The organism is Bacteroidota bacterium (assembly GCA_016706255.1).
GTDB lineage: Bacteria > Bacteroidota > Bacteroidia > Chitinophagales > BACL12 > UBA7236.
This window is the reverse complement of sequence record JADJJZ010000003.1, coordinates 1404574-1419181: the sequence shown is the minus strand read 5'-3', so window position 1 is coordinate 1419181 and position 14608 is coordinate 1404574. Positions and strand designations below refer to the sequence as shown.

The window sequence follows — 14608 nt, the reverse complement described above, 5'->3', positions numbered from 1 at the left end:
TGTTAACCGTACGCTCCTTTTCACAGGAAAAAAATGCAAAACAAACTACAAAAAGCAGTAAAAAACGCGGGAGGGGAACCATACAATATTGAGAATTAAAATGTGTTGATTTGAACGGTAAAGTTAAATACAAACGCAGGTTTTTATATTGAAATTGGATAAACAACAAAATATTTTTTTGGGGGAGATAGGTACATGTTTCGTGTGCTGAAAATTTAGCGTTTTTATTCAACCCTCTGCCGGCCCGTTACTTATCCCGCCGGCTTCCACGCTTGCCGAATGCAGCAGCTTTAGTGCTAATTATCAACAAAAATGAGTTATCAAACGCTTAGAACAACGTGACTTTCAGCCGTTTACAACGATAATATTCCGCATAAAACATGGTAAAGCTTAGGCACTAAATCGCTATATTTGCAGCTCCAAAAAACAAGTGCATGATAATAGGGATACTAGGAGAAGGTAAAGCGGACAAGCGTGTAGCTATTACACCTGAACATATTGCCACCTTAAAAGCCTTAAAGGCCGAAAAAATTATGGTTGAATCGGGTGCAGGCGTTGAAGCCAGCTATCCGGATGCCGATTACATTGCAAAAGGTGCTGAAATAGCATCCCGCGAACAGGTAATCAGTCAAAGCCATATTCTAATAAAAATCCATGCGCTGGAAGGCAGCGAACTCAATGCCTGCAAGGGTAAAGTGCTTATCGGCGGCTTCAATCCGCTAGTAAATACTGCTTTCGTAAAAGCATGTCAGGCAGCAGGTGTTTCTGCATTCAGCCTCGATGTAATTCCAAGAACTACACGTGCTCAGGCAATGGACATTCTGAGTTCTATGGCTACTGTAGCCGGGTATAAAGCGGTATTAACTGCTGCTGCTACCCTACCAAAATTTTTCCCAATGTTTATGACCGCGGCAGGAACAATTACGCCTGCAAAAGTGGTAATATTAGGAGCAGGTGTTGCCGGATTACAGGCAATTGCTACAGCTAAACGGTTAGGTGCTGTTGTTGAAGCAAGCGATGTGCGCACTGCCGCCAGAGAAGAAGTGCTTTCATTAGGCGCTAAATTTATAGAAGTTGAAGGCGCTACTGAAGATAAAGGTGCAGGCGGATACGCTGTTGAACAAAGCGAAGATTTCAAAAAACGTCAGCAGGCGAAAGTGCAGGAACATGCCGGAAAAGCCGATGTGGTAATATGCACTGCTCAAATTCCGGGACGAAAAGCGCCAATTCTGTTATTAAAAGAAACCGTTATGCAAATGAAACCGGGTTCGGTAATTATCGACCTCGCTGCAAGCACCGGTGGTAACTGCGAATTAACAGAAAATGGTAAAACAATTCAAATAAATGGTGTTACCATAATTGGCGACAGTAATTTACAAGCTACCATGCCTTATGATGCAAGTAAAATGTTTGGTAAAAACGTTTTAAATTATATTAAACTGATTATCGACAAAGACGGAAATATCAATTTAAACTTTGCCGACGATTTAGTTACCGGTACATGCATTGCGCATGAAGGTGAAATTAAAAACGAACGTGTAAAAGCAGTCGTTGCCGCATAATATTTTAAGCACAACTCAATTAACTATAAATAATAATTGTATGATACTTTTAGAAGCAACAGGTGCATTCTTAAAAACCCTTGATAGCTGGGATATTGTTTACATATTAATTCTTGCTGCATTTTTAGGTGTGGAAGTAATTAGTAATGTGCCCGCAATTTTACATACACCATTAATGAGTGGTGCAAATGCCATTCATGGTGTTGTAATTATCGGTTCTATAATTGTTATGGGACATGCAGACAGCACGCTTGCATTAGTATTAGGTTTCCTTGCAGTAATTCTCGGAACACTCAACGTAGTTGGTGGTTTTGTGGTTACAAACCGTATGTTGCAGATGTTTAAGAAGAAAAAGTAGAATTAATGTGCTAATTTGTTGATGTACCGATGTACCAATGGAACAGCCTTTAATGTGTTTATTAAGTTTATTTATTAATTGATTAATTATATTACGAATAAAGATATTTACTATGAGTAATTTAGATATATTAAAACTTTGTTACCTGCTTGGCAGTTTAAGCTTTATTGTAGGCTTAAAAATGTTGGGAAAACCGGATACAGCGAAAAAAGGGAATTTTTATGCCGGTATCGGTATGGCAATTGCCATTTTAGGTACCATATTTTTCCATCAAAATGAAGCCGGTGAAAAAATCGGCAATCTTGCATGGATTTTTGGTGGAATTGCCATAGGAACTATTGTAGGTTATTTTGCTGCCATGAAAGTAAAAATGACGCAAATGCCCCAAATGGTGTCGTTGTTTAATGGTATGGGTGGTGCATGTGCGGCTTTAATTGGAATAGTTGAAATGGACACACATCATCCTGAAGCATTTGGTGAACGTTTCATCATTTTTTTAGGCCTCATGATCGGAACAATTTCATTTGCCGGAAGTATGATTGCTTATGGTAAACTGGAAGGTAAAATAAAAGATGTTGGTAGTAAATTTCAACAGATATTTAATAACACCTTTATATTCGCAATACTCGCATTAGTAGTTTTTGCTTCTTATGATGTTACATTTATGAGCAGCAATGTAATCTGGATAATTTTTGGTGCTTCATTATTATATGGTGTATTATTTGTAATGCCGATTGGTGGTGCAGATATGCCGGTAGTTATTTCATTACTCAATTCATTTACCGGTGTTGCCGCTGCTTTTGGTGGTTTCCTTTACGATAATCAGGTAATGCTTACAGGTGGTATTTTGGTTGGTAGCGCAGGAACTATTCTTACCGTGTTAATGTGTAAAGCCATGAACAGAAGTTTATGGAATGTTATTATTGGCGCATTTAGTACCAGCACTTCTACAGGTAAATCAACAGAAGGATTATCTATACGCGAAATAAACGCAACTGATGCCGCAATTTTATGTGCTTATGCGCAAAAAGTTACTATTATTCCGGGTTACGGTTTAGCAGTTGCTCAGGCTCAACATACTTGTCACGAATTTGAAAAAGTATTGGAAGAAAAAGGTGTAGAAGTAAATTTCGCAATACATCCTGTTGCAGGTCGTATGCCCGGTCACATGAACGTATTACTTGCTGAAGCTGATGTATCTTACGATAAATTAAAAGAAATGGATGATATCAATCCGCAGTTACCAAATACTGATGTGGTAATTGTAATTGGTGCAAACGACGTAGTAAATCCCGCAGCAGAAACAGACCCTGGTTCACCAATTTATGGTATGCCGATTATTAAAGCAAACACTGCAAAAAATATTATCGTAATGAAACGTTCCATGGCAAAAGGTTATGCCGGAATCGAAAACGAATTATTTTACGATAGCAAAACACGCATGCTGTTTGGTGATGCGAAAACCATGCTGGAAAAACTAATTGCTGAGGTTAAAGCTGTTTAATTAGCAAATTAGCTAATGGGGTTTTGTGTGGGCTGTTAATTTAGATTCTTATTCAACTTTTAGCCGATTAGCTGATTAGCCGATTAGCAAATTAGCTAATGGGGTTTTGTGTGGGCTGGTAATTTAGATTCTTATTCAACTTTTAGCTGATTAGCCGATTAGCAAATTAGCTAATGGGGTTCTTCCCAAGCTTTTAAGCTTGACTTATTATTCAACCTTTTGTTTAGTTGATTCCTGCGGAATCAACTTTTATTAATTTAATTAATTAGTTAATTAAATAATTCAATCTTCCAATATATTATTTTGCAACTCCAAATGTACTTTTACAATCAAAATACCACTCTTGGGCATCATTTGCTAATTTGCTAATCAGCTAATTAGCTAATTCCTCTTACCTTTACGAAAACCAATGAATTTAAAACTAGCCATTATTGGAGGAGGTGCAGCCGGTTTTTTTGCCGGGATTAATGCTGCGGAACTGGTTCCGGGGTTGGAGGTGCACATTTTTGATAAATCGGCTCAGTTTCTTAGTAAGGTAAAAGTTTCGGGTGGTGGCAGATGTAATGTTACGCATGCCTGTTTCGAACCGGAATTATTGGTAAATAATTACCCGCGTGGAGCAAAAGAATTATTGGGACCATTTTATGTTTTTAATCCTTCTGATACCATTAACTGGTTTAAACAACGTCGCGTAAATATTCATGCAGAACCGGATGGCAGAATGTTTCCGGTAACCAATACTTCTCAAACCATAATTGATTGTTTTTTACATGAAGCAGAACAATTACAAATTCGTTTGCATACCCAAACCGGTGTTACCCAATTACACCATCATGAAAATAAATGGCAACTAGAATTCAGTAATGGTAAATCAGATACTTTTGATTTTGTGTTGGTTGCAACAGGAAGTAGTCCGCAGGTATGGAAAATGTTAGCTACACTCGGTCACACCATTGTTGAACCTGTACCCAGTTTATTTACATTTCATATCAGTGATAAACGTATTGAAGGACTTATGGGCGTGAGTGTGCCTGAAGTAACATGCAAAATTGAAGGCGAAAAAATTTCAACACAGGGTCCTTTATTAATTACCCATTGGGGTTTAAGCGGTCCGGCAATTCTTAAATTATCTGCCTGGGGAGCTGTGGCACTTGCTAAAAAACAATATAACTTTAATTTAATCGTTAACTTTCTACCGGAACATGATTATGAAAGTTGCTTAAATATGTTATTATCCTTAAAAATGTCATCTCCCAAAAAAAATATTATAAATACACCATTAGGAAATATTTCCACGCGTTTGCATAAATCGTTGTGTAATTATTGTGGCATTGCTGATACCTTAAACTGGTCGGATGTAACAAAGTTATTTTACAAAAATTTGCTGCAGTACTCACAGAAAGTAATTTTAAAGTAAAAGGCAAAAGCACATTTAAAGATGAATTTGTAACTTGTGGTGGCATTAAGTTACAGGAAGTAGATTTTAAAACTATGCAAAGTAAAAAACACCCGAATTTATTTTTTGCAGGCGAAGTATTGAATATTGATGCTGTTACAGGTGGATTTAATTTTCAGGCAGCATGGACAACCGGATATATTGCTGCTGCCGGAATTCAGCAAATTGCAGAAACGTTATAACCTTAACCATAAAATAAAGATTATGAAAAACTTACTATTTATATTCACCATCACACTTTTAACATCATGCAACAGTCATTCCGATAAATTATTAAATCAGTTTGAAGACAAAGTTACTGAGTATGAAAAACTGGCTGATGCTAAAACCCCTTACGGTGCTCCCGAATTAGATTCGCTTTACAGTGAAGTAGATGCTATTATGAATGAATTAATGTCGAGCGACTTAAATGATAAACAAATGAGCAGAGCTACTGAATTATCATTGCGCTTGCAGGTTGCTATTGCAGGCATTCAGGAAGAAAATGCGCCTGAACTGGAAATCGATTTAAATGAAATTTTACAGGGTATTGAACAATCAGCAATTGAATCTGCAGGCGATACAATAAAGTGAACTTTTTAAACAGGACTATAGTTTATAGATAAAAATAATTCTATGTCTATACATATATATCCGGTACAAAAACAAATAACCGGCAATTTTAATGGTGGCGAAATACTTGAAAACAAGCCCATTCAGATGTCGCCGGACGCTACAAAGCTGCAGCCTTATTCCAATATCTTTTATTGGGCACATGCCTGGGGTGAAGTTACCTCTACCATAGGTTTACACCCGCATCAGGCATTTGAAATTGTGAGTTTTATACTGGAAGGAACCGTTGAACATTACGACACCAAAAATAAAACCTGGCTGCCATTACAAGCCGGTGATGTGCAAATTATACGCGCAGGAAATGGCATAAGCCATGCTGAAAAAATGCATAAGGGCACACATATGTTTCAAATTTGGTTTGATCCTGATATTAATAAATCGCTTTTACAACCGGCAACGTATAATGATTATCCGGCAGATACATTTCCTGTAATAAATGAACCAGGTAAAAAGGTGAAAATTTTAAAAGGTGAACTTGCGCCTTTGGAAATGATGACACCCGGCTTAACCATTCAACAAATTGAATTTGAAGCAGGCACGCATACCATTGAACTGGATGCAGAACGCGTACATTCATTTTATGTGATTTCAGGCAATTTACATACTGAAAAAGGACAGTTAAACAAAGATGATTTTTTTGTTATTGATGAGGCAGGTAATTATTCTTTTGAAATAAATGAAGCTTCAACATTGTTTTTAATCAGTGCTTTAAAAGAGCCCGGTTATTTAACATATGCAGCTTCAAGAAGCTAATAACATCTGATAAAAAAATAAAACCCGATTACAATTGCAGTCGGGTTTTATTTTAATGGTAAATGTATTTTTACTCAATAACCAGAATTTCAGTTGATGCAGAATTAACGCTAATTAATCGTACAATATAACTTCCTTTTGGCAATTTAGTTAAATCAATAGTAAGTGAATTTGTTTGTGCTTCAACAGTTTGTTTTAACACCAACGCACCTGTAATATCATAAATAAACAAATCTGCATTTTCAGTTAAATCGGTTGGCAATTCAATTGTAAACAACCCATTGTTTGGATTTGGAAATAAATTAAAGCTGCTTTCAATTTCACCAGCGCGCAGTGGGCCTGTAGTTACAAATAAGGTTGTAGTAAATTCAGAACCTAATACACCACAAAACGTTTTAACTTTTACCTCATACAAAGTAGATGGTAACAAACCAATAATTTTTTTCGAATTGGTGGTGGTATTTTTTTTGCTCCATGGTGCACCAATTCCTGATTGGCGATACCAAACCTGATATTTTGTAGCACCCGGCATAGCATCCCAAACAGCCTTAAATGTTGAACTTGTAATATTCATAACTGCAAATCCTGTTGGCGCAGGACAACCACAACCATCATAAACATGTGTATTTAATCCGGCGAAATTATTGGGGCCGATTACATTCCATTCATTTACACCTAAACTCCAATCTAACTGACCTTGAGTAACAGATGATTTACGTACTAATGAATTATCGGTTGTGCTTCCACCGGGAATTAACCAGCCTGTGATACCGGGGTCAATACCAATTTCACCAATTTTATCAATCATGTAAGGACCGTTATTTAAAACTACAGCATCGTTTCCGTTAAAATATGCTCCTTGTCCTGTGGTATCAGCCTGAGCAAGTAATGGTGGATTTGCATCCTCAGTAGTAATTACATAGGCATCACCCGGCGCAAGCATTCCATTACCTTGAAAATAATAAACAGGTGCAAGTCCGCCATTTGAATAAATATGCACGTAATAATCTTCGAGATTAACAGCGGCATCAGTAGGGTTATAAATTTCCAATGCCTTATTATTTAAAATTCCTGTGCCTTCACCATATTGAGAAATAATTAAATTTTCGCAATCACCAATAACCGCAACATCTGAATCCTGAATAAATACTAACTGAAATGTAGGTGCAACAATTAAACATCCCGGAGAAACACTATCTAACTCAAAATACATGGTTTCCATATATTCAGGAATATTATCGTTGGTAAGCGGTACTACAACAGTTTGGGTTGTTGGTCCGCCGGCTGTAAACGAAATCATTGTAGGGGAGCTGAATGTATAATCAACACCTTCCTTTGCTAAAGTAACTTCAGGATTTAAAGTGATAAATGCATTACAATCGTGCGGAGTAGCAATATTTACATCAAATGAAAACGAACCATTATTTTCATAAGCATAAATAATATCATTATTAAAATAAACTGTTGGTGTTGGAATCGGATCAGAACCTGCAGTAAGTGTAATATTATCTAAACCAATTTCATCGCGATTACCTGCACCACCGGGTGCATCATCTGTTGTCCATTTAAAATAAATGAAGGTGTTATTTGGAATAGATAAACCGCTGAGAGCAACACTGCGGTTATAAGTATATAACGATGCATCAAGTGCCCCAAGTGAGGTGAAATCCATTGACGGAACATCGGTATAAGTGATGTTATCGGTTGAATAAGATAATTTTAAAGTAGTAGAACGGCTTTCGTTATTGTATAAATAAATTACGTACGAAAAATCGAGTTCAGTTAATAGAGTTCCTGTAATATTTTTATACACCAATGCTATTGATCCGGGCGTAATATCATCAGCAGTTGGTTGAAAATACAGGGATTGATTTGCCCCTGCAGCGGTGAGTAGGGAATAAATACCGCCGGTACTAATATTGCCTCCTGTGCTGCCACGGGCAAAATCGCCGGTTGTTTTGGTGCCGCCAAACAGGAGGTCGCCTTCATTAAAACCTGTTATTTGCCAGTTATCAGCATCGAGTTGTCCCGCACCCGGAGTTGGGGTAAAACCCGCTCCTGTAAAGCCTGTAAAGGATTCTGTAATGGGCGTGCCCGTTATTACAATATTAACCTGAGCGCTAACCTGCAGCATGCCTGTCAGCAATAAAATAGTAGTAATGTGTTTAAACATAGATGTGTATTTTAACGTGAACAAAGATATTCGAGTGAACTGAAAATGCAAGTAGCAGTTACCAATTATTATACCACAGTTATCATAAATTATTTTTGTTAATACGTTAAACCTTATCAACTTTAGGCGGTCAGACCACAAAATACCGATATGAAGCGACTCACGACAGTTATTTTATTGCTGCTCACCGGCAGCTTATTTGCCCAGGCACCGGGCGACGATTTGTTTGCAACCAACCAGATTTTAAAAGTTGAATTACAATTTGCACAAACAGGATTTTGGGATAGTCTGGTTTTAAATTACAGTTCAGAAACCTATATGAAAGCCGATGTTACCATAACAGATAATACCGGTGTTTCAACTTTTCAAGATATTGGTATTCGTTTAAAAGGAAATTCCTCATATGGACATCCGGGTGATAAAAAATCGTTCAAACTCGATTTTAATCGATACGTCGACTCGCTTGATTATGATAAATTAGAAAAATTAAATTTTAATAATTGTTTTAAGGACCCCACTTTTATGCGGGAAAAAATAATATATGATATTTGCCATAACGAACTGATGCCCGCACCACGTTGTATTTATGCTGATGTTTATATGAATGGCACCTATTGGGGATTTTATGATGTGGTAGAACAAATTGACGATGATTTTTTAAATACCCATTTTGATAATAGTTCAGAAAATTTATTTAAAGCAGGTGCTGCATTTGGTGCAGGAAGTTACTATGCTGATTTATTATATTATGGCACCGATACAACAGCGTATGAAAATCGTTACTCGCTGGAAAATAATAGTACTGAAAACGACTGGACTGACCTGATTAAATTAACTGATTTTATAAATAACAGCAGCGATGCCGATTTTGCTGATTCATTACAATATTATTTTAATGAACCGGTATTAATGAAAAGTCTGGTATTAGATAATTTATTTTCGAACCTCGATTCTTACACCAATTCAGCCCGTAATTATTATATTTATCACAACCCGGTAAATGGATTATGGGAATGGATTAAATGGGATTGTAATGAAGCATTCGGCTCCTACCCTGCCGGTGGCGGAATGGGCGGTGGTGGTGTTACCGACATGACTACACTTGCAGTCGACTATTACGCTTTAAGTCGTCCGCTATTAGAACGAATTGTAACTATTGCTGCAACCCGTGCAACCTACGATTATTATTATTGTGATATGAAAAATAAATATTTTACGAGTGCGTATATTGATGCTGCCGTAAATGTTTTAGATGATTTGATACGCACTGCTGTTTTAGCTGATGATAATAAAATGTACACCGATGACCAATACATCAATAATTTGGATGAAAACATTACAGCAGGGGGCGGACCGGGAGGTGGAACCATTTATGGCTTAAAATCATTTGTTGCAGATAGAAACAGCTACCTGGAAGACGTAATTGATTGCACACAAATTGGGCAAAGTATAACCCCGGTAACCGGATTTGTGGTTTCCATTTACCCAAATCCAACCAGTAATTTAGTAAATTTAAATTTAGATAAAAGTGACATCTATCAAATTCAGCTATTTAATTTAAATGGCCGTTTAGTGTTAGAAGAAACAATAAATGGCAGCACAACAAATTTCGATTTACAATTATTTCCATCCGGCATGTATTTACTTAAAGTTTCAAATTCAACAAATACAATTATATCTTCAGTAATAAAAAATTAATTAAGTGGTATAAAAAGAAAAAGCCATCCTGCTCGGATGGCTTTTTCTTTTACAATATAAACAACACTTAAAACATATATCGAATCCCAAAGCCGTATCCAAAATCGAAATCATCATTAATTAATCCGAATTCGGGCCTTGCATCAAGGCTAATTTGAATAGGAAACGGGAAATTATATTCAATACCTATTTGTCCGTCTACATCTAAAAATAATCCATCATTATAATCATCATCCCAATGTGGGTTACCGGTGTCAACATTACGGCCACCAATGCTTCCGCCGGCTCCGGCATACCAGTTAAATCCGCCATCAATATTACCAACCCATTGGTAAAGTAAACTGAATTTAAATCCGTCGTTCCAACCTTCATTATATAAACCAAGATCGAATTCAAGACGGTTTGGTCCACCAATATATTGCTGATAAGAAATTTCGGCTTCTACGCCATCGCCACCACCGAATCTAACACCAAGTGCATTGTTTCCGGTTTGAGCAAATAATGCTGAGCTTATGCTAAACATTATAATTATAAGGGCAATCTTTTTCATATTCGTATGCATTTGATATATGTAATGCAAATAAGGAGCCAATCGAAAATTCAGGTCGTTATTGGTAAATAAGTGGGAATTGTATAATGTTTTGTGGCAAAACACCACAAATTGTACCTGATATGGCACAAAAAAACCCTGACGCTAGGGTCAGGGCTACTATTCATTCCTGATTTTGGTTATTGTTTTATGAATTTTTGTGAAGCACGTAACATATTTGCTTCATTAATAGTTAGTAAATAAATACCTGTTGGTAATGCAGTTGTATTTAATTGCATCACATTTACACCTCCGTTACTCGAAATATTTTCTTCCATTACAACGTGTCCCACTAAATCAATAATACGAATTGATAGATTTCCTGAAATTGATTCAGGTAAATTTAAATTCAGTTGACCTTGAACCGGATTTGGATAAATTGTAATGTCTGATAAACTATCAGTAATTAATTCCTCCTCTTTTAATGCAAGTGTTATAAAAATTGAAGTAGATGTAAAATCTTTCCATCCTGCTGCACATTGTGATTTTACTTTCCATTCATAGATGGTAAGTGGTGATAAACCGCTCAACATATAAGTGGGTGATGTGGTATATAAATTAGTCCAGCTGATGTCTGTTGTTTTTTTATAAGATATCTGATATTGCAACGACGATGGAATTTCATTCCAGTTAAGTGTTGCTTTTGAATTGGTTATTAGTGACGAGCTTAAAACACTTGGTGATGTGCACGATGTTCCTGCTGCAGGTGTAATAAATATTTTATCGCCGGAGTAGGCAGTCCATACACCATCGCACAATGCTTTTACTTTCCATGTATAAGAAGTATTGGCTGCAAGTGCAGATAATTCATAGTAAGTATTTTCAACAGTTACTGTTGTCCACGTTGCACCTGCTGTTGTTTTATATTGCAGTTGATATTGTTCGCTGCCCATATTATCCCAAATCAACATAGCATGTGTTGCAGTTAATTCATCTTCAAATAAATGTTGTGGAATTGCGCAATTACATGGTAAACAAACATTGTCCACACCTTGCTCTTCTGCAGGACCAACTTTTACACCTTGCGAATAAAATGTAACTACAATATAATCATAACCGGAGCCAAAATTTACATTTCGCGTAAATGTTTGCCAGTTGAAATTTGCAAGTCCGAAATTTTCACTTAGTAGTACAGTAGATGTAAATCCAACATCATTATTATTCCACTTTTCGAAATTATTTAATTCAACCACATTCGGGTCTTTAAATTCGCCATTAATACCAATTATTTCGCAAAATAAATCATTACCAAACGCACCTGAACCGATGTTTTTTGCTTGAAACGAAAATTCAATAACTCCGCGTAATGCTTTATCATTTTTAGTAATCTGTCTGAGTGGTCTGTTCCATTTATCGCTTAAATAAATTGTTGCTTTACCGTTTACAATTTCCCAGTTACTTTTTTGTAACCATCCGGCATCAACATAAACTCTAGAGCTGTTTGAAAAAGATGAATTGTAAAATCCTCCGGTTTCAAAACCTGAATTGCTGACAACATTATTATAAGCTGAAGTTGTTACATATACATTTTTCGTACTTACGCCGGTTTTACCCTGACTATCATAAACGGTTAAGGTTACACTTTTTGTACCTGCTGTTGAATAGGTATGCACCGGATCCATTCCATAACCACTGGTTCCATCTCCAAAATTCCATACATAACCCGCAACACCATTTCCCTGACCCGGAGTAGTAACGCCCGGGTCACTATCGGAAGACAAAACGCCATTAAACTGTATACTATTTCCGCCCGCAGCAACATACGAAAAATCGGCTACCGGGTTTACGTTTGCCGTAATTGCAGTAAACACAGGCGCTCCGGAAATTTCAAAATATTTAGGGAATTTATAATATTCTGATGCACCATATTCATCGGTTCCTTCCTCAGGTGCAATATTATAAGTGTTATTATTATACACACCACCAATTATTTTAGCTGTGCGATAATCATATTCAAAATCATCTCCACTTTGTAAGTCATCTGCTCTTCCTGCAACTACACCACGTTTCCATCCTTTCACCGTTAAACTTTCATAAATCATTTGTCCGGTTACCGTACTCGTAATAAATGCATAACCACCTTGCGGATTTCCTGCAACCCAGGCACTTCCGGCAAACTGATTATCAATATCTCCCAATAAAATAACATTTTTAAATTGCACCTGACCTGAATATTTTACCGAAATACCTGCAGCTAACATATTCCAAAATTTACAATCCTGCACCACACTAAAAATGGTATGCGTATATGGATCATTTTCAATCGAAGAAAAATCTCCTACATTGTCGTTATTCAGCATATGCGTCCAAAACATCATTGCGCTGTTGCAGTTGTAAGCAATATTGCCTACAAATTTCCGTAGTGGAACAACAGCAGTATAAATGGAATCATCGGCTCCGGCAATAATGGGATTTAAAATATTTGCTTTCGGAATTTTAAACCGGTGTGTCAAGGGCATACTGGCATCATCGCTAAATACTTTGTATGCATCACCTGAGCAGCTGATAGCAATATTATTTTCACAGGCTACATTTGAGCTTTGCAACCAATAACCATTACCTTCATAACCAAAGTCAACATTAGCGGTACGTTCATCTAAATTTGTATGGGTAGTTGCTTTTCGTCCTTTAATGGCAATATTATTATTAAATGTACCCAATTCATTACCATCTTCAGTAACAAATGCAGCACCAAAAAAATCAAACACCACATTATCATCAATATTTGCATTACTCTGATGATTTACAATTCCCCAACTTGTAGGATCTACAATTGAATTCCCTTTTATTAATGTAGGCGTAGCCCCAATATTGTTTGTTCCGGCTTTATGCATATGGATAGCATATCTGCCGCGCACGTTATTACCTCCGCTTATTTGAACACCCATATCACTAACTACCGGATCCGTAGCGAGTATATCTTTATTTGTGCGACCCATTCCATTAAATTGTGCATACGAAATACTTTGTGCAATATTGTGCATCAGCATAAGATGTCCCCGTTGATCAATAGGAATGGTAGTATAATTTTCGGATTCAAAAATTACATTGCGCGTTAAATTGGCAACGTACATTTTTAATCCGTACCCACTTGGCATTTTGTGTTCATATTGTAAAGTTGTTCCACCAGTTGCATTGTTTGTGAAATAAACCGTCTTCCCTGCAATGCTAGTTATGGTTAATACTTCATCATGGAATTTGGAATTTAAATCGTAATCGCCAATATAAGTGCCATATGTTCCACCTAAAACCAATTGGTCACCAACTTTCCAGCCTGTTGGCACTTCAGCTAATTTTAAATTGGAAGCACCCGCATTAATATTTTTTGAGATGGCACAATAGGTTTTTTTATATTCTCCTGACACAACAAGAAACCCGTGACTGATTACACCTTTTGTAAATTCAAATGGGTCGTTTGAAATGTTGATTGGACCGTTATCCGGAAAAATAATTTTTGCAGTAACTGCGGCATTTATTGGGGCCAAAGCAGTTCCTATATTTACATGCCCGATTGGATCTGTAACAATAGTTGTTACTTTAATTTTTGTATTAATATTATTTGCAAAATTGAGTGTGCCTTTAACGCGCAACCAGAATATTTCGGTTTCACTAACACCATCATAAGTAACTGTTGTTGCGGAATCTACAAACACCATTGCTCCGGGACCGGGCACTGTACCTGTATTCCAGGTTGATGGATTAAACCATGAACCATTTGTAACAGAAATATGTGTGGCATCAGCAATTGGAACAGTTGCAAATACAGCACAATGTTCATCGTGCATCATTTCATCATCAGGGTGTGCTGCACAATCTTCATCCATTTGTGCGAAACTGTTTGTGATAAAACTTAAGGAGATTGCGAATACCATTATCCGCTTGAGCGCATACAGATTAATCATA

General features: G+C 36.8%; 9 protein-coding genes and 1 pseudogene. 7 read left to right on the top strand and 3 right to left on the bottom strand.

Features of this window, described 5'->3' with window-relative positions; translation table 11 throughout:
- Positions 1-434 precede the first annotated feature (434 nt).
- From IPI65_07990 to IPI65_07965, 6 genes and pseudogenes are all read left to right on the top strand, one after another.
- Entirely contained in the window at positions 435-1562 is a 1128-nt protein-coding gene (locus IPI65_07990) for an NAD(P) transhydrogenase subunit alpha (GenBank protein MBK7441456.1), read from the top strand.
- A gap of 40 nt (positions 1563-1602) precedes the next feature.
- On the top strand, positions 1603-1920 hold the full coding sequence (locus IPI65_07985) for an NAD(P) transhydrogenase subunit alpha (protein ID MBK7441455.1): 318 nt from the start codon (positions 1603-1605) through the stop codon (positions 1918-1920).
- A gap of 112 nt (positions 1921-2032) precedes the next feature.
- Entirely contained in the window at positions 2033-3424 is a 1392-nt protein-coding gene (locus IPI65_07980) for an NAD(P)(+) transhydrogenase (Re/Si-specific) subunit beta (GenBank protein ID MBK7441454.1), read from the top strand.
- A gap of 409 nt (positions 3425-3833) precedes the next feature.
- A pseudogene (locus tag IPI65_07975) lies at positions 3834-5062 on the top strand (NAD(P)/FAD-dependent oxidoreductase).
- Between the two features lie 22 nt (positions 5063-5084).
- Positions 5085-5453 (top strand): hypothetical protein, encoded by a 369-nt coding sequence (locus IPI65_07970; GenBank protein ID MBK7441453.1) that lies wholly within the window; start codon positions 5085-5087, stop codon positions 5451-5453.
- A gap of 42 nt (positions 5454-5495) precedes the next feature.
- Positions 5496-6245 (top strand): pirin family protein, encoded by a 750-nt coding sequence (locus tag IPI65_07965; protein ID MBK7441452.1) that lies wholly within the window; start codon positions 5496-5498, stop codon positions 6243-6245.
- A gap of 70 nt (positions 6246-6315) precedes the next feature.
- Here the strand turns inward: IPI65_07965 and IPI65_07960 are convergent, their stop codons facing one another.
- Positions 6316-8418, bottom strand: a complete 2103-nt coding sequence (locus IPI65_07960) for a lamin tail domain-containing protein (GenBank protein ID MBK7441451.1) — start codon at positions 8416-8418, stop codon at positions 6316-6318.
- Positions 8419-8568: 150 nt separating this feature from the next.
- Here IPI65_07960 and IPI65_07955 point away from each other — a divergent pair, with 150 nt between their 5' ends.
- The gene (locus tag IPI65_07955) at positions 8569-10116 is read left to right on the top strand and encodes a CotH kinase family protein (protein ID MBK7441450.1); all 1548 of its coding nucleotides are present in this window, start codon (positions 8569-8571) and stop codon (positions 10114-10116) included.
- 67 nt (positions 10117-10183) lie between these two features.
- On the opposite strand, the gene IPI65_07950 is transcribed toward IPI65_07955, so the two are convergent.
- Positions 10184-10666, bottom strand: coding sequence for a hypothetical protein (locus tag IPI65_07950; protein ID MBK7441449.1), 483 nt, complete (start codon positions 10664-10666; stop codon positions 10184-10186).
- Between the two features lie 179 nt (positions 10667-10845).
- Positions 10846-14607 carry a T9SS type A sorting domain-containing protein gene (locus tag IPI65_07945; GenBank protein MBK7441448.1) on the bottom strand — a complete coding sequence of 1254 codons (3762 nt, stop codon included), beginning with the start codon at positions 14605-14607 and terminating at the stop codon, positions 10846-10848.
- Position 14608 lies beyond the last annotated feature (1 nt).

Excerpts from the sequence above, each read along its gene's own strand:
- IPI65_07990 (MBK7441456.1), top strand. The coding sequence starts at position 435 with ATGATAATAGGGATACTAGGAGAAGGTAAAGCGGACAAGCGTGTAGCT.
- IPI65_07985 (MBK7441455.1), top strand. The coding sequence starts at position 1,603 with ATGATACTTTTAGAAGCAACAGGTGCATTCTTAAAAACCCTTGATAGC.
- IPI65_07980 (MBK7441454.1), top strand. The coding sequence starts at position 2,033 with ATGAGTAATTTAGATATATTAAAACTTTGTTACCTGCTTGGCAGTTTA.
- IPI65_07970 (MBK7441453.1), top strand. The coding sequence starts at position 5,085 with ATGAAAAACTTACTATTTATATTCACCATCACACTTTTAACATCATGC.
- IPI65_07965 (MBK7441452.1), top strand. The coding sequence starts at position 5,496 with ATGTCTATACATATATATCCGGTACAAAAACAAATAACCGGCAATTTT.
- IPI65_07960 (MBK7441451.1), bottom strand. The coding sequence starts at position 8,418 with ATGTTTAAACACATTACTACTATTTTATTGCTGACAGGCATGCTGCAG.
- IPI65_07955 (MBK7441450.1), top strand. The coding sequence starts at position 8,569 with ATGAAGCGACTCACGACAGTTATTTTATTGCTGCTCACCGGCAGCTTA.
- IPI65_07950 (MBK7441449.1), bottom strand. The coding sequence starts at position 10,666 with ATGAAAAAGATTGCCCTTATAATTATAATGTTTAGCATAAGCTCAGCA.
- IPI65_07945 (MBK7441448.1), bottom strand. The coding sequence starts at position 14,607 with ATGATTAATCTGTATGCGCTCAAGCGGATAATGGTATTCGCAATCTCC.